Annotated in this window: 21 protein-coding genes and 1 pseudogene; 14 read left to right on the top strand and 8 right to left on the bottom strand. The window is 67.0% G+C overall.

What is annotated here, in order from left to right; translation table 11 throughout:
- Positions 1-168: 168 nt before the first annotated feature.
- The 3 genes from nrdF to DB708_RS04275 all read left to right on the top strand — a co-directional run bounded on the left by nrdF (position 169) and on the right by DB708_RS04275 (position 2,482).
- Positions 169-1,143, top strand: coding sequence for a class 1b ribonucleoside-diphosphate reductase subunit beta (gene nrdF, locus DB708_RS04290; protein WP_201263416.1), 975 nt, complete (start codon positions 169-171; stop codon positions 1,141-1,143).
- An 81-nt stretch (positions 1,144-1,224) separates the two neighbouring features.
- Positions 1,225-1,713: a hypothetical protein gene (locus DB708_RS04285; RefSeq protein ID WP_133250974.1), complete on the top strand. Its 489-nt coding sequence runs from the start codon at positions 1,225-1,227 to the stop codon at positions 1,711-1,713.
- A gap of 349 nt (positions 1,714-2,062) precedes the next feature.
- Positions 2,063-2,482, top strand: a complete 420-nt coding sequence (locus DB708_RS04275) for a DUF3349 domain-containing protein (protein ID WP_108920718.1) — start codon at positions 2,063-2,065, stop codon at positions 2,480-2,482.
- Here DB708_RS04275 and DB708_RS04270 read toward each other — a convergent pair.
- The gene (locus DB708_RS04270; protein WP_108920717.1) at positions 2,471-3,511 is read right to left on the bottom strand and encodes an NAD(P)-dependent alcohol dehydrogenase; all 1,041 of its coding nucleotides are present in this window, start codon (positions 3,509-3,511) and stop codon (positions 2,471-2,473) included. The two genes, DB708_RS04275 and DB708_RS04270, sit on opposite strands and share 12 nt — an antisense overlap.
- 121 nt (positions 3,512-3,632) lie before the next feature.
- A complete protein-coding gene (locus DB708_RS04265; RefSeq protein WP_201263425.1) occupies positions 3,633-4,721 on the bottom strand; it encodes an iron-siderophore ABC transporter substrate-binding protein in 1,089 nt (362 codons plus the stop codon).
- A gap of 212 nt (positions 4,722-4,933) precedes the next feature.
- Here DB708_RS04265 and ctaD point away from each other — a divergent pair, with 212 nt between their 5' ends.
- The 8 genes and pseudogenes from ctaD to DB708_RS04220 all read left to right on the top strand — a co-directional run bounded on the left by ctaD (position 4,934) and on the right by DB708_RS04220 (position 13,273).
- Positions 4,934-6,679 carry an aa3-type cytochrome oxidase subunit I gene (ctaD, locus tag DB708_RS04255; RefSeq protein ID WP_108920979.1) on the top strand — a complete coding sequence of 582 codons (1,746 nt, stop codon included), beginning with the start codon at positions 4,934-4,936 and terminating at the stop codon, positions 6,677-6,679.
- A gap of 25 nt (positions 6,680-6,704) precedes the next feature.
- Positions 6,705-7,940, top strand: a complete 1,236-nt coding sequence (serB, locus tag DB708_RS04250) for a phosphoserine phosphatase SerB (RefSeq protein ID WP_108920716.1) — start codon at positions 6,705-6,707, stop codon at positions 7,938-7,940.
- 58 nt (positions 7,941-7,998) lie between these two features.
- The gene (locus DB708_RS04245) at positions 7,999-8,868 is read left to right on the top strand and encodes an ABC transporter ATP-binding protein (RefSeq protein ID WP_409347553.1); all 870 of its coding nucleotides are present in this window, start codon (positions 7,999-8,001) and stop codon (positions 8,866-8,868) included.
- Positions 8,865-9,683, top strand: coding sequence for an NUDIX hydrolase (locus tag DB708_RS04240; RefSeq protein WP_108920715.1), 819 nt, complete (start codon positions 8,865-8,867; stop codon positions 9,681-9,683). Before DB708_RS04245 ends, DB708_RS04240 begins: the two co-directional genes overlap by 4 nt.
- Positions 9,680-10,342, top strand: a pseudogene (locus DB708_RS04235) (enoyl-CoA hydratase); the annotation flags it as partial. The gene DB708_RS04240 and the pseudogene DB708_RS04235, both read left to right, overlap by 4 nt.
- A gap of 31 nt (positions 10,343-10,373) precedes the next feature.
- The gene (locus DB708_RS04230; RefSeq protein ID WP_108920714.1) at positions 10,374-11,336 is read left to right on the top strand and encodes a class I SAM-dependent methyltransferase; all 963 of its coding nucleotides are present in this window, start codon (positions 10,374-10,376) and stop codon (positions 11,334-11,336) included.
- Positions 11,330-12,517, top strand: a complete 1,188-nt coding sequence (locus tag DB708_RS04225; RefSeq protein ID WP_108920713.1) for a THUMP-like domain-containing protein — start codon at positions 11,330-11,332, stop codon at positions 12,515-12,517. Before DB708_RS04230 ends, DB708_RS04225 begins: the two co-directional genes overlap by 7 nt.
- 72 nt (positions 12,518-12,589) lie before the next feature.
- Positions 12,590-13,273, top strand: coding sequence for an esterase (locus DB708_RS04220; RefSeq protein WP_108920712.1), 684 nt, complete (start codon positions 12,590-12,592; stop codon positions 13,271-13,273).
- A gap of 5 nt (positions 13,274-13,278) precedes the next feature.
- On the opposite strand, the gene DB708_RS04215 is transcribed toward DB708_RS04220, so the two are convergent.
- Positions 13,279-14,556 (bottom strand): outer membrane protein assembly factor BamB family protein, encoded by a 1,278-nt coding sequence (locus tag DB708_RS04215; RefSeq protein ID WP_108920711.1) that lies wholly within the window; start codon positions 14,554-14,556, stop codon positions 13,279-13,281.
- A gap of 181 nt (positions 14,557-14,737) precedes the next feature.
- Between DB708_RS04215 and DB708_RS04210 the strand changes: the two genes are divergently transcribed.
- Positions 14,738-15,475, top strand: a complete 738-nt coding sequence (locus DB708_RS04210) for an acyltransferase (protein ID WP_108920710.1) — start codon at positions 14,738-14,740, stop codon at positions 15,473-15,475.
- Between the two features lie 44 nt (positions 15,476-15,519).
- A complete protein-coding gene (locus DB708_RS04205; protein ID WP_108920709.1) occupies positions 15,520-15,828 on the top strand; it encodes a hypothetical protein in 309 nt (102 codons plus the stop codon).
- Positions 15,829-15,844: 16 nt separating this feature from the next.
- Here DB708_RS04205 and DB708_RS04200 read toward each other — a convergent pair whose 3' ends face one another.
- The 4 genes from DB708_RS04200 to DB708_RS04185 form a co-directional block, all read right to left on the bottom strand.
- The gene (locus DB708_RS04200; RefSeq protein ID WP_108920708.1) at positions 15,845-16,396 is read right to left on the bottom strand and encodes an anti-apoptotic protein; all 552 of its coding nucleotides are present in this window, start codon (positions 16,394-16,396) and stop codon (positions 15,845-15,847) included.
- Between the two features lie 130 nt (positions 16,397-16,526).
- Positions 16,527-17,858: a cryptochrome/photolyase family protein gene (locus DB708_RS04195; protein WP_108920707.1), complete on the bottom strand. Its 1,332-nt coding sequence runs from the start codon at positions 17,856-17,858 to the stop codon at positions 16,527-16,529.
- Positions 17,858-18,346: a TspO/MBR family protein gene (locus DB708_RS04190; protein ID WP_108920706.1), complete on the bottom strand. Its 489-nt coding sequence runs from the start codon at positions 18,344-18,346 to the stop codon at positions 17,858-17,860. Before DB708_RS04190 ends, DB708_RS04195 begins: the two co-directional genes overlap by 1 nt.
- Positions 18,343-20,448 (bottom strand): MMPL family transporter, encoded by a 2,106-nt coding sequence (locus DB708_RS04185; RefSeq protein WP_108920705.1) that lies wholly within the window; start codon positions 20,446-20,448, stop codon positions 18,343-18,345. Before DB708_RS04185 ends, DB708_RS04190 begins: the two co-directional genes overlap by 4 nt.
- Positions 20,449-20,520: 72 nt before the next feature.
- Here DB708_RS04185 and DB708_RS04180 point away from each other — a divergent pair, with 72 nt between their 5' ends.
- Entirely contained in the window at positions 20,521-21,030 is a 510-nt protein-coding gene (locus DB708_RS04180) for a MarR family winged helix-turn-helix transcriptional regulator (protein ID WP_108920704.1), read from the top strand.
- Positions 21,031-21,054: 24 nt separating this feature from the next.
- Here the strand turns inward: DB708_RS04180 and DB708_RS04175 are convergent.
- Positions 21,055-22,233 (bottom strand): TIGR01777 family oxidoreductase (locus DB708_RS04175; RefSeq protein ID WP_108920703.1); only part of this gene is annotated, 1,179 nt, incomplete at its 5' end.

Genomic DNA, 22,233 nt, shown 5'->3' with positions numbered 1-22,233 from the left:
GAGCAGCAGGCACAATTGATCTTGGAGGCGATGTGAGTGCTTTTGGCTCGGCCCGGCTCGCGACACGCAAACACAAGTTCTTGTGTTGCCACGGGTTGTCGTACCCCAGGGGTAGTGTTTGCAGCCTGACGTCCCTCGGGCAAAAATCGTGTGTGAAGTGGGGTTCTGGTGACTGAAAACATGAAGCTGATCGATCGCGCCTCGGCGATCAACTGGAACCGGGTGCAAGACGAGAAGGACGCCGAGGTCTGGGACCGGCTGACCGGAAACTTCTGGTTACCCGAGAAGGTGCCAGTCTCCAATGACCTCCCGTCCTGGGGAACGCTGACCGCCAACGAGAAGCAGCTCACGATGCGCGTCTTCACCGGTCTGACGTTGCTGGACACCATCCAGGGCACCGTCGGTGCGGTCAGCCTGATTCCCGATTCGCTGACGCCGCACGAGCAGGCCGTCTACACCAACATCGCGTTCATGGAGTCGGTGCACGCCAAGAGCTACAGCTCGATCTTCTCCACGCTGTGCTCGACGGCCGAGATCGACGACGCGTTCCGCTGGTCGGAGGAGAACCCCAACCTGCAGCGCAAGGCCGAGATCGTCATGCAGTACTACCGGGGCGACGAGCCGCTCAAGCGCAAGGTCGCCTCCACGCTGCTGGAAAGCTTCCTGTTCTACTCCGGCTTCTACCTGCCCATGTACTGGTCGAGCCGGGCCAAGCTGACCAACACCGCAGATATGATCCGGCTGATCATCCGCGACGAGGCCGTGCACGGTTACTACATCGGCTACAAGTTCCAGCGTGGCCTGGCGATGGTCGATGAGGCCAAGCGCGCCGAGCTCAAGGACTACACCTACGAGCTGCTGTTCGAGCTCTACGACAACGAGGTGGAGTACACCCAGGACCTCTACGACGAGGTTGGGCTGACCGAGGACGTCAAGAAGTTCTTGCGCTACAACGCAAACAAGGCGCTGATGAACCTCGGGTACGAGGCGTTGTTCCCGCGTGACGAGACCGATGTGAACCCGGCGATCCTGTCGGCCCTGTCGCCCAACGCCGACGAGAACCACGACTTCTTCTCCGGCTCGGGCTCGTCGTACGTGATCGGCAAGGCCGTCGTCACCGAAGACGAGGACTGGGACTTCTAACGCCGTAGCGAACGGCCTGGAATCTGGTTTCCTGCAGGCGGATTGGCGCTGCCCGTGCGCTGCTCGGGCAGGATGGGCGAGATGAGCAGTGAGAACCCCGTGGGCGCGGCGGACTTTCGTCGCGCACTGGCGCTAATTCAGCACGGTGAACGCGGTGACGAAGCGGGCATGCGCGTCATCGTCGACGACGAAGTGATTCCCGCTGAGCGGTTGCCACAGCTAATCCGCGCCACCGTGTCGATCTTCTGGCAATTGGTCGCTCAGCTCTGCGAACCGAACGAGATCGCCGAGATCGGCGAGACGCTGACCATGGCAGCCGCCGCTGACGACGTCGAACTCGACCGCGACAACCGGCTGGTGGCCCGCATCGCGATGGCACAGCATTCTCAAGATCTCAACGCCGAGTACGAGGTGGTCCGCGACGCGGACACGGCGCCCGACGGACTGGTGTGCCTCGCGCTCACCGCCGCCGGTGTCGTCTCCGCGATGCTGCCCCAGCTACGCACCGAGGTGGGACGCCAGCTGCTCAACAACTTGGCGATGCAAGCCCTACGCGACGAGAACGGCTGACGGGAGGCGTCAGCTGATGCCGCACACGCCCATGCCGTCCGGGCAGTCGATTGTGCATCCCGAGGTGGCGGCGGCGGCGAAGGCGAGAACCAGGGCGACGATGAGTTTGCTCGTGAGACCAGACATGACCACTCCGTTCTTCCGGGCTGAGCCCGGGCCCCCTTATCGGCTCGCTCATCGTAATTCGCGTCCGCGGCAAGCAGAGCGGATTTCTAGAGGATGACCCGCTGCACCCTTCGATCGATGCGGCGCAGCGATTCCAAGCAGCAGATGTTCGGGTCGTGAACGGCATGTGAATTGTCGCCGTGGTGTGCCGCCATGGCAGCGTCCCTACCGTGAGACTGGGTGGGTGTCTGAAACTCACAAGCACGCGAAATTTCTCAAATCGGTGATCCGCTGGCTGGACGTCGGCTACCCCCAAGGCGTCCCGGGCCCGGACCAGGTGGCGTTATTTGCCCTGCTGCGGAGCACACCGCTGACCCCCGAGCAGCTCGAAGAGGTGGCTCACAAGATCGCGGTGAAAGAATCGCAGCCAGGAGCCGACGGCGTAGTCAGCCGCGAGGAGATTGCCGACTTCATCACCCAGACCACCAACCGCGACGCCGGGCGGGAGAACATTCAGCGCGTGGCCGCGACACTGGCCGCCGCCGGCTGGCCGCTGGCCGGCATCGACGTCAGCGAGGTGATTCCCGGTGACGAGCACGGCGAGGCGGCCGAAGAGATCGCCTGGCGCCGTGACGATCTCGCCGAGGGCGTCTCACAGGGTTGAGATGTCGATGACGAAGCGGTAGCGCACGTCGCTGGCGAGCACCCGCTCGTAGGCCTCGTTGACGTAATCCGCTTCGATGACTTCGATTTCGGGGGTCACGTCGTGTTCGGCGCAGAAGTCGAGCATCTCCTGGGTTTCCGCAATGCCGCCGATGTTCGACCCGGACAGGCTGCGGCGCGCCAGCGCCAGCGGGAACGCTCCCACCTCCATCGGGTGCTCGGGGATGCCCAATTCGACGAGCGTGCCGTCCACGTCGAGCAGGTTCACGTAGTCGTTGAGGGGCAGGTTCGCCGAGACGGTGTTCAGGATCAGGTCGAAGCTGCTGCGCAGCGTGCGGAAGGTCTCGCGGTCGGAGGTCGCGTAGTAGTTGCTGGCTCCCAGCCGCAGCCCGTCCTCCATCTTCTTCAGTGACTGCGACAGCACGCTGACCTCGGCGCCCAACGCCTTGCCCAGCTTGACGCCCATGTGGCCCAGTCCACCCAGGCCGATGATGGCCAGGCGGGTGTCCTTGCCGGCTTTCCAGTGGCGCAGCGGCGAGTAGAGCGTGACGCCCGCACACAGCAGCGGTGCCGCTTTGTCCAGCGGCAGCGAGTCGGGGATGCGCAGGACGAAGTTCTCGTTGACGACGATGGCCTGGCTGTAGCCGCCCAGGGTCGGGGTGCCGTCCTTGTCGACGGAGTTGTAGGTGAAGGTCGCGCCCTGCTTGCAGTACTGCTCGACCCCGGCCTTACAGCTGCTGCACTGACCGCAGGAGTTCACCATGCAGCCGACGCCGACGTGCTGGCCCACCTTGTGTCTGGTCACCTCGGCGCCGACGGCGCTCACCACGCCGGCGATCTCGTGGCCGACGACGACGGGGTAGTTCGGCACGCCCCATTCGGATTTGGCGGTGTGGATATCGGAGTGGCAGATGCCCGCGAACTTGATGTCGATCGCCACGTCGTGCGGGCCAGGCTCCCGGCGGGTGATCGTCGTCTTGGTCAACGGTTCCGTCGCCGAAGTGGCGGCGTACGCGAAAACAGTGCTCATGGCAATTCCTCTTCGGTTCGAGTGCGTCCTGGAAAAGCTTAGCTAAGGTAAAGGTTTCAAGCCAATCGTGCCCGAATCCGAATATCAGCCTATGACGATTGTGCGTACCGGACCTGCGGCGCTAATTGATCGCGGCGTTGACCAGGCGCAGGTCATCGACGATGCCGCGGGCGGCGATCACACCCTCACCGGTCTGCCATACCTCGTCGTTGACGATGTAAACGCGATTGTCCCGGTTGGCGGAGAGCTTGCGCCATCCGGCGCTGTCCAGGATCACCGCAGCGCGGTCGGCGTCGGCACGGGTGGCGCACGACATGTAGATGACGTCGGCCTCGGCCGCCGAGAAATCCGGTGTCTTCGCCAGATCGGCGTCGGTGGTGCCGATCTCGATGTACGGCTTGTCGGTGAACCGCTGGGAAGCTGGCCGGTCCACCCCGACCGCACTGAGCACAGCGGCGGGGAAGTTGTTGGCGCCGTAGATCCGCAGGCTGTTGGTGGTCAGCTGGACAACCGACGCCTGGAAGTGGGCGGCGTCGTGGCTGGCCCCGATCTGGTTGGCCCGTTGGGTGAAGCTACCGATCAACCCGTCGGCGGCGCCGTTGCGCGCTGTCGCGGCGCCGACGATCCGCAGGTTGTCCTCCCACGCGGCGCCGGGTGCGCCGGTGAACACCGTCGGGGCGATCGCCGCCAGCTTCGGATACATCCGCGGCGTCAGCGCGACCGAGCCTAGGATCAGATCCGGGTGCAATGCGGCAATCCCGTGCAAGTCGGGATTGTTCCGGGGACCGACGCCCGGCAGCGCGTGCACGGCGTCGCCCAGATAGGACGGCTGACTTGACGAGTCGTCCGGCAGTGCCGCGGCGACCACTCGCGATTGCAGGCCAAGCGCGCACAGCGCGTCGAGCTGATCACCGGAAAGCACCACGATGCGTTGCGCCTCCGCGGGCACCTGGACCGAGTCCGGCGTGAGTCCCACGGCGTTGTGGGCCTGGTGGGTCGACCCCGAATCGGCCGGCGCCGCGTCGCGCGCGCACGACTCGTCGGGCTTGCGGTCGTTGCCCAGCACCCCGGCGCCCGCGATTTGCGTGGTGGGCGTCACCAGGGGCCGAGTCGAGGGCGCCTTGGAACCGGAATGCCCGGACCCGCAACCGCTGCATGTCAGCACGGCGGCTGCCGCGATCGCGGCGACGGCCACCAGTCGTCGGCTGATGGGTCCTTCGATGGGGCTCAGGGTGGGTCGCCTATCGCCGGATTGCACGCGTTCGACGCTAACATCTGGCCAGCTTGGAACCGGTCTACCGACCCGGCCGCCCGCCTGTGATGAACCAAATACGACAGTTTGTAGGACCAGCACTGCCCGCGGCTAGATCGGGGGCTAAGATTTGGGGGAACCCTGTCTGGGATGGATGTTTGGAGGAGCTGTTGAAAGCCGAAGCGCCCCCGTTGGGAGAACTCGAGGCCGTTCGGCCGTACCCGGCCCGCACCGGTCCCAAAGGGAACCTGATCTACAAACTGATCACGACTACCGATCACAAGCTGATCGGCATCATGTACTGCGTCACCTGCTTCATCTTCTTCTTCATCGGTGGGCTGCTGGCGCTGTTGATGCGCACCGAGCTGGCCGCGCCAGGTCTGCAGTTCTTGTCGAATGAACAGTTCAACCAGCTGTTCACCATGCACGGCACGATCATGCTGCTGTTCTATGCCACCCCGATCGTGTTCGGTTTCGCGAACCTGGTGCTGCCGCTGCAGATTGGCGCGCCCGATGTGGCCTTCCCGCGGCTGAACGCCTTCTCGTTCTGGCTGTTTCTGTTCGGCGCCACGATGGGTATGGCCGGTTTCATCACGCCGGGCGGCGCGGCCGACTTCGGCTGGACCGCCTACACGCCGCTGACCGACGCGATCCACTCACCCGGCGCCGGCGGCGACCTGTGGATCATGGGACTGATCGTCGCGGGTCTGGGCACCATCCTGGGTGCAGTCAACATGATCACCACCGTGGTCTGCATGCGCGCACCCGGGATGACGATGTTCCGGATGCCGATCTTCACCTGGAACATCCTGGTGACCTCGATCCTGGTGCTGATCGCCTTCCCGTTGCTGACCGCAGCGCTGTTCGGCTTGGCCGCCGACCGCCACCTGGGCGCCCACATCTATGACTCGGCCAACGGCGGAGTTCTGTTGTGGCAGCACCTGTTCTGGTTCTTCGGCCACCCCGAGGTGTACATCATCGCGCTGCCGTTCTTCGGCATCGTCTCGGAGATCTTCCCGGTCTTCTCCCGCAAGCCGATCTTCGGTTACACCACGCTGGTGTACGCGACGCTGTCGATCGCCGCGCTGTCGGTCGCGGTGTGGGCGCACCACATGTTCGCCACCGGAGCCGTTCTGCTGCCGTTCTTTTCGTTCATGACGTATCTGATCGCGGTGCCGACCGGGATCAAGTTCTTCAACTGGGTCGGCACAATGTGGAAGGGGCAGTTGACCTTTGAGACGCCGATGCTGTTCTCGATCGGCTTCGTGGTCACCTTCTTGCTCGGTGGACTGACCGGTGTGCTGCTGGCCAGCCCGCCGCTGGACTTCCACGTCACCGACAGCTACTTCGTGGTCGCGCACTTCCACTACGTGCTGTTCGGCACCATCGTGTTCTCCACCTTCGCCGGGATCTACTTCTGGTTCCCGAAGATGACCGGCCGGCTGCTCGACGAGCGACTGGGCAAGCTGCACTTCTGGCTGACCTTCATCGGTTTCCACACCACGTTCCTGGTGCAGCACTGGCTGGGCGACGAGGGTATGCCGCGCCGCTACGCCGACTACCTGCCTACCGACGGCTTCCAGGGCCTCAACATCGTGTCGACGGTCGGGGCCTTCATCCTGGGCGCCTCGATGTTCCCGTTCGTCTGGAACGTGTTCAAGAGCTGGCGCTACGGCGAAGTGGTCACCGTCGACGACCCCTGGGGTTACAGCAACTCGCTGGAGTGGGCAACCAGTTGTCCGCCGCCGCGGCACAACTTCACCGAGCTGCCCCGAATCCGTTCGGAGCGACCGGCTTTCGAGCTGCACTACCCGCACATGGTCGAGCGTATGCGCGCGGAGTCGCACGTCGGCCGTAGCCATGGCAAAGAGGGCAACGACGTGACGCGGCTCGACGACGTCGACGTCCGCAGCTAATGGCCTTTTCCGGCCGCAGTCGCGAGTGAACGCACCACCCAAGGTGTCGGTGCTGATCACCGTCACCGGCGTGGATCAACCGGGTGTGACGTCGGCGCTTTTTGACGCGCTGTCCGGGCACGGAATCGACCTGCTCAACGTCGAGCAGGTGGTCATCCGAGGCCGGCTGACGCTGGGCGTGCTGCTGTGCTGTCCACCGGAGGTCGCCGACTCCATCGTGCTGGGCGACGATGTCGCCGACGCCATCCATGCCGTCGGCCTCGAGGTCACGATCGAGCGCAGCGAGGCCGTGCCGATCATCCGCGACCCCTCTACCCACACCATCTTCGTGCTGGGCCGGCCGATCACCGCCGGGGCATTCGGCGCGGTGGCCCGGGAAGTGGCGGCGCTTCGCGTCAACATCGATTTGATCTGCGGTGTCTCCGACTATCCGGTGACCGGCCTGGAGTTGCGGGTTTCGGTGCCGCCGGGAGCCGACGGGGAGCTGCGGACCGCGCTGAACAAGGTGTCCTCCAACGAGGGTGTCGACGTGGCGGTCGAGGACTACAGCCTGGAAAGGCGAGCCAAGCGGCTCATCGTGTTCGACGTCGACTCGACGCTGGTTCAGGGCGAGGTCATCGAGATGCTGGCGGCCAAGGCCGGTGCCGAGGGCAAGGTCGCCGCGATCACCGAGGCCGCGATGCGCGGCGAGCTGGATTTCGCGGAGTCGCTCGAGCAGCGGGTGGCGACGCTGGCGGGCCTGCCCGCCACAGTGATCGACGAGGTCGCCAGCCAGCTGGAGTTGATGGCCGGCGCTAGGACCACGCTGCGGACACTGCGCCGCCTGGGCTACCACTGCGGCGTGGTCTCCGGCGGATTCCGGCGGATCATCGAACCGTTGGCCGAGGAGCTGATGCTGGACTTCGTCGCCGCCAACGAGCTCGAGGTTGTCGACGGCAAACTCACCGGCCGGGTGGTCGGCCCGATTATCGACCGGCCGGGTAAAGCCAAGGCGCTGCGCGACTTCGCGCAGCAGGCCGGCGTACCGATGGCGCAGACCGTCGCCGTCGGAGACGGCGCCAACGACATCGACATGCTGGCCGCGGCCGGGCTGGGAGTGGCGTTCAACGCCAAACCGGCGCTGCGTGCGGTCGCCGACGCGTCGCTGAGCAGCCCCTACCTGGACACGGTGTTGTTTCTGCTCGGCGTGACCCGCGGCGAGATCGAGGCCGCCGATGCCGTCGACGGCGAAGTGCGCCGCGTCGAGATTCCGCCCGCGTAGATGAGCTCTGAGCCGACCCGGCAGCCGTCGCACTCTCGCGGTACGGCACGATAATCGGGTGCTGCAAACCGGTCCCGAAACTGGCTCCGAAACCGGCACTGCCGCAGCCGACCCCGATCTGCTGATTGACTTCAGAAACGTCTCGCTGCGACGCGGCGAGCGGGTCTTGGTCGGGCCGCTGGATTGGGCAGTCGAACTCGACGAGCGCTGGGTGATCATCGGACCCAACGGGGCCGGCAAGACGTCACTGCTGCGCATCGCCGCGGCCACCGAGCACCCGTCGTCCGGCGTCGCGTTCGTGCTCGGCGAGCAGCTGGGCCGGGTCGACGTGTCGGAATTGCGGGCCCGTATCGGGCTCAGCTCATCGGCTTTGGCGCAGCGGATCCCCACCGATGAAATCGTGCGCGACTTGGTCATCTCGGCCGGCTATTCGGTGCTGGGCCGCTGGCGGGAGCGCTACGAGGACATCGACCACCAACGCGCCGTCGACATGCTGGAGAGCCTGGGCGCCGAGCACCTCGCCGACCGCAGCTACGGCACGCTGTCGGAAGGGGAACGCAAGCGGGTGCTGATCGCCCGGGCGATGATGACCGACCCCGAGCTGCTGCTGCTCGACGAACCCGCCGCCGGCCTGGATCTGGGCGGCCGCGAGGAATTGGTGTCCCGGCTGACCGACCTGGCCGCCGACCCCGACGCGCCCGCTCTGGTGCTGGTCACCCACCACGTCGAGGAGGTTCCGCCCGGCTTCAGCCACTGCCTGCTGCTGTCGGAGGCACGGGTGGTGGCGGCGGGATTGCTGCCGGACGTGCTGACCGCCGAGAACCTCTCGGCCGCATTCGGTCAGTCGATCGCCCTCGATGTGATCGACGGGCGGTACTTCGCGCGGCGCATCCGTACTCGCGCGGCTCACCGGAGGAGGCAGCAATGAACACCACCCCCGAGCCGCTCCCGACCCGGCCGGCGGCCACCGTGATGCTGGTCCGCGATGTACCCGGTGGCTTGAAGATCTTCCTGATGCGGCGCCATTCGAAGATGGAGTTCGCCCCGGGCACGATGGTTTTTCCCGGCGGTGGGGTCGACGACCGCGACCGCAATGCCGATATCGCGTGGGCCGGTCCGTCGTCGGACTGGTGGGCACAGCGGTTCGGCATCGAGACCGACCTGGCCGTGGCGCTGGTATGCGCGGCGGCCAGGGAGACCTTCGAGGAGTCCGGGGTATTGTTCGCCGGCCCGGCCGATGACCCGGACGGGATCGTCCGTGACGCCTCGGTTTACGCCGAGGCCCGCCGCGCCCTGGACGACCGGACGCTGTCGTTCGCGGACTTCCTGCGCACCGAAAACCTGGTGCTGCGCTCCGACCTGCTGCGGCCGTGGGCCAACTGGGTCACCCCGGAGGCCGAGCGCACCCGCCGTTATGACACCTACTTCTTTGTGGCGGCCCTGCCCGAGGGGCAGCGTGCCGACGGCGAGAACACCGAATCCGACCGGTCCGGCTGGGCGTTGCCGCAGGATGCCGTCGACGACTTCGAGGCTGGTCGCAATATCCTGTTGCCGCCGACCTGGACCCAGCTGGACTCGCTGGCCGGCCGCAGCGTCGCCGACGTGCTGGCCGTCGAACGCCAGATCGTCACCGTGCAGCCCCTGCTCGAGAAGCGCGGCGACAACTGGGTCTTTGAGTTCTTCGACTCCGACCGTTACCACCAGGCGCGCAAAGCGGGCGGCTCCATGGAGTGGCCGCTTTGAGCGAGTTCGTCCACGTCGTGGTCAGCGACGGCACGCAGGACGCCGGCCTGGCCGTGCTGCTGCTGTCGCGGCCGCCCACCAACACGATGACCCGGCAGGTCTATCGGGAGATCGCGGCCGCGGCCGCCGAGGTGGGGCAACGTGACGACGTCGCCGCGGTGATCCTGTTCGGCGGCCACCAGATCTTCTCGGCCGGTGACGATATGCCCGAGCTGCGGACACTGACCGCGGCCGAGGCCGGTATCGCGGACCGGGTGCGCGCCGAGGCCGTTGACGCCGTCGCGGCCATCCCGAAGCCCACCGTCGCCGCGGTGACCGGCTACGCGTTGGGTGCCGGCCTGACGCTGGCGCTGGCCGCCGATTGGCGGATCAGCGGCGACAACGCGAAGTTCGGGGCGACCGAGATCCTGTCCGGCCTGATCCCCGGTGGCGGCGGCATGGCACGCCTGACCCGTGCGGCCGGGGCGAGCAGAGCCAAGGAGCTGGTGTTCAGCGGGCGCTTCGTCGACGCCGAGGAGGCCTTAGAGCTGAGCCTGGTCGACGAGTTGGTGGCTCCCGATGACGTGTATGACGCCGCCGCGAATTGGGCACGGCGCTTCCTGGATGGCCCACATCGCGCGCTGGCCGCCGCCAAAGCCGGGATCAACGCCGTTTTCGATCCGCAGTCGCACGGCAGTTAGGCTGCCCTGCATGACCGACGCAACTCCGGCGGCCCACGTGACGGCCGATCAGGTCGAAGCCGCCCGGCACGACACCAAGCTCGCCCAGGTGCTCTACCACGACTGGGAAGCCGAGACCTATGACGAGAAATGGTCCATCTCGTATGACCAGCGCTGCGTGGAGTACGCCCGGGGCCGGTTCGACGCGATCGTGCCCGACGAGGTCATCGCCGAGCTGCCCTACGACCGTGCACTCGAATTAGGTTGCGGCACAGGATTTTTCCTGCTCAACCTGATCCAGTCCGGCGTCGCGCGGCGGGGGTCGGTCACCGACTTGTCGCCCGGCATGGTCAAGGTCGCCACCCGTAACGGGCAGTCGCTGGGTCTAGACATCGACGGTCGGGTCGCCGATGCCGAGGGCATTCCCTATGACGACAACACCTTCGACCTGGTGGTGGGCCATGCCGTGCTGCATCACATTCCCGACGTCGAGCTGTCGCTGCGCGAGGTCATCCGGGTGCTCAAGCCCGGCGGCCGATTCGTGTTCGCCGGCGAGCCGACCAATGTCGGCGAGGTCTATGCCCGTTCGTTGTCGACGCTGACCTGGCGGGTGGCCACCAATGTCACCAAGTTGCCCGGCTTGGCGAGCTGGCGGCGCCCGCAGGTCGAGCTCGACGAGTCCTCCCGGGTCGCCGCGCTGGAAGCCATCGTCGACCTGCATACCTTCGCGCCAGAGGACTTGGAGCGGATGGCTACCGACGCCAGCGCGGTCGACGTCGAGACCGCCAGCGAGGAGTTCACCGCGGCGATGTTCGGCTGGCCGGTTCGCACCTTTGAGGCGTCGGTGCCACCGGGGCGGCTGGGCTGGGGCTGGGCGAATTTCGCTTTCAACGGCTGGAAGACGCTGAGCTGGGTCGATGCCAACATCTGGCGGCACCTGGCGCCGAAGGGCTGGTTCTACAACGTGATGGTCACCGGGGTCAAACCCTGCTGAGCGCTGGCCTGCGCTTTACCACCGACGACGTCGCCTACCTGCGGTCGGAACCGGGTGTCGCGGCGCTTGCCGCGGTCGCGGAATTCGCGTTGACCGACGCCACCCGGATCGCCGATATCGCCGCGGCGCGTGCCCGCTTCGGGGACCGGTCGCCGGTGCTGGTGGAAACCACGCTGCTGCGCCGGCGCGCCACCGACAAGCTCGGTGACGTGTCGAGCTGGCTCCTTACCGACGAGGCTCTGCAGCAGGCCACCGCGGCCCCGGTGGCGGCGCATCGGGCGCGACGGCTGGCGGCGGGCGGCGCTGTCGTGCACGACGCGACGTGTTCGATCGGCACCGAAGTGGCCGCGCTGCGCGACGCGGGCGCCGCCGTGGTGGGCAGCGACATCGACCCGGTACGGCTGGCGATGGCGGCCCACAATCTGGGCCCCGGCGCCGTGCTGTGCCGCGCCGACGCGCTGCACCCGGTGACCCGCGACACGGTGGTTGTCGTCGACCCGGCACGCCGCCGCGGCGGGCAGCGCCGGTTCAACCCCGCCGACTACCAACCCGGTCTGGGTGAGCTGATCGACTGCTACCGGGGTCGCGATCTGGTCGTAAAGTGTGCTCCCGGAATTGATTTCGATCACGTGCGACGCCTCGGTTTCGGCGGCGAGATCGAGGTGACGTCGTATCACGGCTCGGTGCGCGAAGCGTGCCTATGGTCGGATCGGCTGGCCGAGCCCCGGGTTCGGCGGCGGGCGAGTGTCCTCGACAGCGGCGAACAGCTCACCGACACCGAGCCCGACGACTGCGCAGTGCAGCCGGCCGGTTGCTGGATCGTCGACCCGGACGGCGCCGTGGTGCGGGCCGGCCTGGTGCGTCACTACGGCGCGCGGCACGGTCTGTGGCAACTCGATCCCGACATCGCCTACCTGTCCGGAGACCGGTTGCCGGACGGCGTCCGCGGCTTCGAGGTGCTCGAGCAGTTGGAGTTCGATGAGCGACGGCTCCGCCACGCGTTGTCGGCGCGCGATTGCGGGGCGCTGGAGATTTTGGTGCGCGGGGTGCAGGTCGACCCCGACGCATTGCGGCGACGGCTGCGGCCCCGCGGCAGCCAATCGATGTCCGTGGTCATCACCCGCATCGGCACTCGACCCGCCGCCCGCGCGATGGCCTATGTCTGCCGTCCGTCGCGGTAACGCCCTGTACGCTGTCGGCGGTCACTTTCCGGGGGACCTCGCCATTTGAAACCGACGAGGACAATTCGACTTATGCGTTTTCTGATCGCAGCCGCGGCGCTGATCGCCGCGGCACTGGCGGCCTGGCCGGCTGCTGCCGAGCCACCAACCTGTGCCGGCCTGGGCGGAACCGTCGAGGCCGGGCAGCTGTGCCACGTGCGTGCCACCGGCCCGACGTACACGCTGACCATGACGTTTCCCGCCGACTACCCCGACCCGCAGCCGCTGGACGACTACATCACGCAAAACCGGGACGGGTTCATCGCCGTCGCGCAGACCTCCGGGCCGCGCGATCAGCCCTATCAATTGGAGGCGACGACCGAGCAACACGGCGCCGGTCAGCCGCCGCACAACACCCGCAGTGTGGTGCTCAAGTTCTTCCAGGACGTCGGCGGATCGCACACGTCCACCTGGTACAAGGCGTTCAACTACAACCTTGGGACCAAACAGCCCATCACGTTCGACAACCTGTTCGCCCCGAATACGTCGCCGCTGGACGCGATCTTCCCGCTGGTTCAGCGCGACCTGGCACGGCAGAACGCGCTGGGTGCCGCGATATTGCCGTCGTCGGGCCGCGACCCGTCGCACTATCAGAACTTCGCGATCACCGACGACCAGTTGATCTTCTACTTCGCTCCGGGGGAGATGTTGCCCGCGTTCGCCGGCCCGTGCCAAGCCACCGTGGCGCGCAACGCGATCCCGCCGCTGGCAATCTGACCGTCTTAGGCCGGGGCGAAGCCGTAGACCTGACCGTCACTGGTGGTGGCCACCACCCGACGGTCGCTGCCTATCGCTAGTCCGAGCGGGTAGCCGGTGGCTGCGGGAAGTGGGTAGCTGTTGATCGTGTGGCCGTTGCCCGGGTCGAACACCAGTAGCGACATCCCGGCAGCGTCGTCGCGGGGCGGGCCGCCGGTCACGGCATAGCCGACGCTGCCAGCGGCCAGGCCCGGTGACGACAACGGGGTGACGTCGTCGCGGCGCCAGACCTGATCGGCATGATCGCCGCCGTCCTTGAAGGCCACCAGCCGGGTGTCGGGCCCACCGCCGGACACGATCAGGCCGCCGGGGGTGACCGCGGGCGGCGTCTGGGCCAGGAACCCCAACGGCATGGACCACTTCGGTTTCCCGTCGGCGGCATTGAGCGCCCACAGACGCTGGTCGCGGCCGTTGACGTAGACGGTCGATCCGTTGGCCGACAGCACCGGGCTGGCAATCACACCGGCGCCCACGGCGTCGCTGGTCCACTCCCGGGTCACCAGGGGAGTCTGGCCGCGGTGGTATTTGAGCCCGACCAGCCCGGCCGCCGCAGCGCCCGGCTGCCACACACCGAGCACCGCCATCCCGCTGGCCGCGGAGAAGGCGGGAGCCGCCGCGACCGGGCAGCCTTGGCGCGCCGGGGCGCAATCGGCCAGCCCATGCGTCGCATCCGTCGGGTCGATCCCATCCACCAGGTCCAGCGGACTGCCGACCACCATGCCGCGATGCGCGTCGAAAACCAGCACCTGTCCCAGATGCGTAGTGACCAGCAGTTGACCATCGCCGAGAAACCTTGGCGTGGACGGCATTCCGATCACGGGTTGACGCCAGCGCGTCCACTGTGTCACCGGGAAGGACAGAAAGGCGCCCGGCTGGCCGACGTAGAGATTGTCGAAGCCGTCGAACAGGGGACCGCCGAAGCCGCCGCCCTGGAACAGCCGCACGCACCAGCGTTGCCGGCCGTTGTCGTTGTTCTCCCACTCCATCAGCGAACACCCGGCGGGGGTTTGTGCGTTCAGGGCGAGGTAATTGCTCGAGCTCAGCGCGGGTCCGGCGCCCAGGTTGCCCTTGACCGACCGGGTCCATTGCAGTGACAGCTTGTCGGCGCCGCCGGTCGTCGTGTAGCTGCTGTTGGCCGCGTCGCCATACTGCGCGGACCAGCCGGGTGCGGCCGCGGCCTGCACCCATGCGTCGGTATTTCCGCAACCGCCGAGCCCGGCCGTGAGCCCAGCCGCCAACACCACGGATGAGCAACGCCGAAGGCCACTGACGAGTTGTCGGGCAAGCACCTTGGGTTTCCCAAATCCTTCTTTCAACGCGGGCCGCTCGTGGGCGGGCCGGGCTGTTCGGCAGCGATTGAGTACAGGTGAGGGTAACCCGTGGCGGTTCGCGGGCTGGTGATTGACCGGGCTAGGCTTTCCGGCTGTGACAAGCATGTGGGGTGCCCCGGTCCATCGCCGCTGGCGGGGTCACCGGCTGCGAGACCCACGCCAGGCCAAGTTCTTGACGCTGGCCTCGCTGAAGTGGGTGCTGCGCAATCGTGCCTACACGCCGTGGTACCTGGTGCGCTATTGGCGGCTATTGAAATTCAAGCTGGCCAACCCGCACATCATCACCCGCGGAATGGTGTTCATCGGCAAGGGCGTCGAGATTCACGCGACGCCCGAGCTGGCACAGCTGGAGATCGGCCGTTGGGTGCACATCGGCGACAAGAACACGATCCGCGCGCACGAGGGCTCGCTGCGGTTCGGCGACAAGGTCGTGCTGGGCCGCGACAACGTGATCAACTGCTACCTCGACATCGAGCTCGGCGATTCGATGCTGATGGCCGACTGGTGCTACGTCTGCGATTTCGACCACCGGATGGACGACATCACGCTGCCCATCAAGGATCAGGGCATCGTCAAGTCCCCGGTGCGGATCGGGCCGGACACCTGGGTCGGGGTGAAGGCGACCGTGCTTCGCGGCACGTCGATCGGGCGGGGCTGCGTGCTCGGTTCACACGCGGTGGTTCGCGGTGTTGTTCCCGACTATTCGATCGCGGTCGGCGCGCCGGCCAAGGTGGTCAAGAACCGGCAGCTGTCCTGGGAGAGCTCGGCCGCGCAGCGCGCCGAATTGGCCGCCGCCCTGGCCGATATCGAACGTAAAAAGGCGGCCCACTGACCCCGCCGGTCCCGGGCACCACACCGGCGCGTCCCGGATGGGATGTGGCGCTATCCATCGTGCTGATGGTTGTTGCCGTCGTCGGCTGGGTCGTGGCAGCCGGCATGGAGTTCATGTTCCTGGCCTTCACGGACTACTGTCCCCCCGAGCATTGCAGCGCGGACAATGCCGCCACGTCCGTGTTGGTGTCCGTATCGGTGGCGGCCGCCCTGACCGTCATCGGGTGTGTCGTGACGATCATCCGACTGGTTCGCCGACGGTGGGGCTGGCCGTATGCCGCCGCGACGCTAGGCGCGTCCGCCCTGGCCGAACTGCTTGGCATCGTGGGTTACTTTGCGGCTGTTGGCCATTGATCGTTCGGGTAGGGCGTTAGGACGATGACGGCTGGTCGTCGACGACGAAGTGATAATCGACGGTGCCGGCGTCGACGCCTGTGACGGACACAGTCACCCCGTAGGTTTTGCCGTCAGTGATCAGCTTGCAGCGCAGCGTGGCGCCCTGCACGCCCTTCAGATTGTCGGGGCACGTCACCGATTCCGGTTTGGTCCCCACCTGCTGCGTGATGTTGTCGCTGATCGATGCGGCGACCTGGCTCTTGTCGACCGTTTCCACCATGTCGAACTTGACATTGCTGCCGTCGACGCTGGTCACCGTCACATTGACGTTGTAGGTGGCGCCTTTGACCTTCATCGAACAGTTCAGCTGCGCGCCCACGTTCGCCGGCAGATCACCCGGGCAGTCGACGGAGTCGGGCTTGTTGCCCTGGGCGTCGGTCATCTTCTGGATGATCTGGCTCGCGACATCGCCCTTGGCGACCGCGTGCGACGACGATCCGATCGAACACGAGCAGGCGCCAGCGCTGGCCATCAGCCCCGCGGCGGCACCGGAAACCAGCAACGTCCGAACGATCGAGTGAGCCATATCGCCTCCCTGCGCCTTGACAACTGTGAGTTGGCTGATAATTACATGCCAAACAGCGTCGGCAGGCGATTTCGGCAAAAGATGGTTGCGTGCCCCGCAACGCTGTGTGGGAAGGCGGCGCCGGACCGGGCTACGAGCCTAGGCCCTGATAACGGTTGAGCGCTTCGGCCCGCTCGGTGCCGTGGTCGACGATCGGCGCCGGATAGCCGTGCGGGCGTTCGCCTTTACGCAGATGGACATCGCCGGCGGCACTCAGTTCGGGGACCCAGCGCCGGATGTAATCGCCTGCTGGGTCGAACTTTTCACCCTGAGTGACCGGGTTGAACACCCGGAAATATGGAGCGGCGTCGGTGCCACACCCCGCGCTCCACTGCCAGCCGTGCTGGTTGCTGGCCATATCGCCATCGGTGAGTTGATCCAGGAACCATTCGGCGCCCCACTGCCAGGGTAGGTGAAGGTCCTTGACCAGAAACGATGCGACGATCATCCGCACCCGGTTGTGCATGAAGCCGGTCTCGCGCAGTTGGCGCATGCCCGCGTCGACGATCGGATAACCCGTTTCGCCCGCCTTCCACGCCTCGAAGCGACGTTTGGCCTGCGCGCCGGTGTCGGTCAAGATGGCGTCGAAGTCGCTGTTCCAGTTACGCCAGGCGCTGGCCGGCCAGAAATGCAGCACCCCGGCGTAGAAGTCACGAAAGGCCAACTCTCGCAAGTACGTTTGCGCGCCGGCGCTACGCAGGTCCATCGCCGCGAGCATGGTGCGAGGATGGATGGTGCCGAACTTCAGGTGCGCTGACATCCGGCTGGTGCCCGCGATGTCCGGCCGGTCGCGGGCTTGTGCGTAGCGGTCCAGTCCGCCGTCGACAAACTCTTCCCATTGCGAAAGCGCTGCTGCCTCACCGGCATCGACGCCAAGCTCGATGCCGGGGTCGGGGATCTCGCACTGCTTGACCAGATGGGCCGGGTCGAGCCAGCGTGCGGAATCGGCACTCGATTGCGCGGGCTTGCGCCATCCGACTTCACGCCACTTCCGCAGAAACGGCGTGAACACCTTGTAGGGCTCCCCGTCGTCCTTTCTGACGCGGCCGGGTGTGACCAGATACGGCGAACCGGTCGCCACCAATGGAATCGAGCCCAGTGCTGCGCGCACCTTTTCGTCGCGGCGCTTTCCGTACGGTGCGAAGTCTTCGGAGATGTGCACCGTCGACGCGTTGATCTTCTTGGCAATGCGGGGAATCTGTTCTTCGGCGGCCCCACGGGTCACCAACAACCGGCCATCCAGGTCGTCGCGCAGGTGTCGCAGCGTGTCGCCCAGGAATTGCAGGCGGCGCTGGCCGGACGACTTCTCGAGACGTGGATCGACGACGAAGCAGGCGAGCACATCTTCGCTTTCGGCGGCGGCGAGCAGTGCGGGATGATCGCGCAATCGCAGGTCGCGGCGAAACCACAAGAGCGCAGGCATTATTGGGTGCGACGGTTGAGTCGCCAGATATGGGTGGACAGGACGGTGGCGAAGGCGCACCACAGCGGGTAGGGCGAGAGCGCTTTGCCGGCGCGCGGATCCGCCGCGGCGGCCCGGCGGGCGAGGTCGGCGCTGCTGACCGTCAGTGCGGCCGCGCCCAGCGCGGATGCGCCGAGTTTGTGAAAGCGGAAGAAAAGCCAACTCCACCCGGCGTTGAGGAGCAGATTGACGCTCAGTGCGGCGGCATAGCGGCGCGCCTTAGCGTGCTGTCCGGTCGCGCGAAACTTGTCGATTGTCACTGCGGAAGTGGTGGCGATGTCGCCGTAGAGGGCGGTCCAGACGATCGGGAAGGCGGCACCCGGTGGCTGGTAGGAGGGTTTGGGTAGCCGGGAGTACCAGGCTCCCACGTTACGTGGGCTGGCGATGCTTCCGGTGCCTGCGGCCACCGCGACGGCGAGTGTGGTCGCGACCAGGGTCGAGGGTTTCATAGCCTGCTCCGTTCGTCTTGTAGGGAATCCGTTTGCCGGTCAACGACTTTGGTGTCGGTCGGGTCCGCAGGCCACCAGATGCGATCGCCGATCAGGGCGAACAGCGCGGGGATGACGAGCGTGCGTACCACGAAGGTGTCGAGCAGGATCCCCAGGCCCACGATGATGCCGAGCTGGGTCAGCACGAGCAGCGGCAATACTGCCAGCACGCAGAAGACCGCCGCCAAAACGATTCCCGCGCTGGTGATGACGCCGCCGGTAGCCGACACCGCGCGGACCATGCCTTCGCGCGCTCCGTGGGATGCGGCCTCTTCGCGGGCGCGGGTGACCAGGAAGATGGTGTAGTCCACGCCGAGGGCGGCCAGGAACAGGAACGCGAACAGCGGGGTGCTGTTGTCCAGTGCCGGAAATCCGAAGACGTGCATGCTCGTCCAGCCGCCGAGACCGAGGGCGGCCAGCGCGCCGAGAATCGTGGCGGACAGCAGGTTGGGCGGCGCGAGTGCCGAGCGCAGCAGTACGAACAGGACAATCGCAATGACGGCCAGGATCGCCGGGATCAGCATCAGCCGGTCGTGCACGGCCGCATCTCGGATATCAAGCGCCTGGGCGTCGGGACCGCCGACCAGCGCGCCGGGGGCGGCGGCCTTCGTCGAATTACGCAGTGCGGCAATGGTTGTGAATGCGCGATCCGATGACGGCGGAGAGTCGGTCACCACCGACCATTTTGTCAAGCCGGAAGCCGACTGGCCCGCGTCGGTCGCCGAGACCACGCCCGGGGTAGCGACGATCGCGGCCCGCACCTGCGATGCCTGGGCACTGCGGGCCACGACGAGTGTGGGGTTGGCCAGTCCGGCGGGAAAGTGCGCAGCCACCACGTCGTAGCCGGACACCGAGTCCGCCTGCACCCGGAACTGCTGGGTCTGCGACAAGCCGATTCGGGTTCCCAGCAGGCCGCCGGCCAGGGCCGCCAGCGCCGCGACCGAGACCGCGGCGACGACGGCGGGACGGCGGGCCACCTGTTCGGCAATCCGGTGCCAGGCCCCGGACTCGAGGGTGGCGGTGCCGTCGGGCGCAGGGATCAGCGGCCAGAACAGTCGCCGGCCGCACAACGCGAGCAGCGGCGGCAGCATCACCAACACCGACACCGCGGCGACCACCAGTCCGCAGGCCGCCAGCGCTCCCAAGCTGCGGGTGCTGGGCGTCGACGCGAACAGCAGGGTGAGTAGCGCCAGCACCACGGTGGCATTGCTGGCGACAATGGCCGGCCCGGCCATGCGCACCGCGCGGCGCAACGCGTCACGGTGCTCGGTGTGGCTCCGAAGTTCTTGCCGATAGCGGGAAATCAGCAGCAGTGCGTAATTGGTGCCCGCGCCGAACACCAGCACGCTGGTGATGCCGGAGGTCGCGCCGTCGAAACTCAAGCCGGTCAGCGAAGCCACTGCGGTGCCCACCGCGGCCGCGACCCGGTCGGCGAATCCGACCACCAGCAGCGGCGCCAGCCACAGCACCGGCGAGCGGTAGGTGACGATCAGCAACAGCGCGACCACGGAGGCCGTCACCGCCAGCAAGGTGATGTTGGCGTCGGTGAACGCGTTGGCGATATCGGCGCCGAAGGCCGGGCCCCCGGTGACATGGGCTCGCAGGTCCGCGGGCAAGCCGGCGTCGGCGGCGCCGCGCAGCGCGGTGACTCCCTCGGTGAGGACCAGGCCGGACAAATCGGCGCGGATGGGCACCACGGCGACGGCCGCCATGGCGTCCGACGACACGATCGGCGGCGCCGCGTCGGTGGCGCCAAAGGGAGCCACGACGGCTTGCATCCGGTCGCGGGCCGCCCCGGCCGCGGTCACGTCGGCGGCGGTCAGCGGCGCGCCATCGGCGCGGTTGACGACCAGCAGCAGCGGAACCCGATCGCCACCGGGAAACTGCCGAGCCAACGCGTCGACCTGTGCGGAGTCCGAGTCGGTGGGCACCGATAGCGGCGCCCGGCCGGCCGCCGCATTACCGCCGATCACCACCATCAAGCCGATACCCAGCAGCACCGCGGCTAATCCGGGCCGCCAGCAACGCCGGCCCGTCACGGCCGCGGCCAGAGACTCCCACATCACGACACCAGCGTTTCCATCATTTCATTCAATTAAACATTAAAAGACTGAAATGACCGGCCACTGACGACTATGCTGCCCACGGGTATGAACGCTGACGAGAGTCCGCCGGGCCGCGAGGCCCTGGAGTCGCTGATGTCGGCCGATCTGCGCGAGATGTCGTCAGAATCCGACCAGATCGGCCGACTGTTCGCGGCGTCTCAAGACGTGCGCCCCACCGATTTCCGCGCGCTGCTGCACATCATGGTGGCCGAAACCAGCGGCCGGCCGATGACGTCCGGGGACCTCAGCCAGCGGATGGGTTTGTCGGGCGCGGCGATCACCTACCTGGTGGACCGGCTGATCGAGTCCGGCCATATCTGGCGCGACTCGCATCCCAACGACCGGCGCAAGGTCATCCTGCGTTTTTCCGAGCCCGGCCTCGACACCGCCCGGTCGTTCTTCACCCCACTGGGCGCACACACCCGCGACACACTAGAAGGCCTGCCCGACGCCGATCTCGCGACCGCCCACCGCGTCTTTGGGGCGCTGATTGCGGCGATGCAACGCTTCCGGGCTGAATTGGGCGCTCCCCGCCCCTGATTCGCCGCACCGTAATCGGCCGCTTCACTGCGGGGCGCGCCCGAGCAGGTGACGCAAGGCGCTGTCCAGGTCGGGTTGGCGGAACCGGTGCCCGGCCTGGCCGAGCCGTTGCGGAACGACCTGCTGGCTGGCGCAGGCCAATTCGCGGGCGCCCTGCCCGCCGAGCAACAGCCGGGGCCCCAGCGAGGGAACGGGCAGGACCGCGGGCCGATTTAGCACGCGAGCCAGGGTGCGGGTGTATTCGGTATTGCGAACCGGTTGCGGGGCAACAGCATTCACCGGCCCGGACAGTTCGGTGTCCCAGAGGGCCCGGTGGTACACGTCGACCAGGTCGTCAATCCCTATCCAGGACAACCACTGCCGGCCGTCGCCGAGCCGGCCACCCAGCCCGGCGCTGAACAGCGGACGCATCAGCCTCAGTGTGCCGCCGCGCGGGGATTGCACGATGCCGGTGCGCACCTGCACCACCCGCGCTCCGGCCTGTGTGGCCGGCGCGGTCGCGTCTTCCCAGTCGGCGACGACGTCGGCCAGGAAGCCGTCGCCACGCTCGCTTGCCTCGGTGAGTTCGTCGTCGCCGCGGTTGTATCCGTAATAGCCGATCGCCGAGGCCGAGATCAGAACCGACGGGCCCTCGGCGGTGTGCGCCAGCAGTTCGGCCAGTCGGCGAGTTGGGCCAATCCGGCTGTTGCGCACCGCTTCCCGGTGCTTGTCGGTGAACCGGCCGGCGATCGAGGCGCCGGCCAGATGAATGACGGCGTCGACCCCGGCCAGTAGGTCCGGGGCGGGGTCGTCTGGATTCCACTGGCGTTCGTCGCCGGCGCCCGCGAAGCGGCGAACCAGGTGGACAACGCGGTGCCCGCCGGTACGCAAGAACGCGGACACCGCCGAACCGACCAGTCCCGACGACCCGGTGATCGCGACGGTCAGCGGAGTCAAACCGTGCTCGGCCGCCAACTTGTGGGCGGCCAGATCGTCGGCTAGCTGCCGGTGCCGATAGATGAACATCGGACGCAACGCGGCGCCGGGTACCGGCGTTTGGACCCGGTCGATCACCCGGGTGCGCAAGGCGCCGAGGTCGTCGAATTCGTGGATGTGCCGCCACCGCACGGCGATGCGGGCCGGTAGCGAGGCCAACCCGTCGCTACCGATCGTGTCGACGAAGCGCCGCGGCGGATCGTAACCCTGGGCCTGGTGCTCGGCTAT

Origin of the sequence: Mycobacterium montefiorense (assembly GCF_003112775.1) — a bacterium.
In the GTDB taxonomy this organism is placed as follows: domain Bacteria; phylum Actinomycetota; class Actinomycetes; order Mycobacteriales; family Mycobacteriaceae; genus Mycobacterium; species Mycobacterium montefiorense.
Note: the sequence above shows the minus strand (reverse complement) of the source record. Positions and strands in the feature narration are given on the sequence as shown.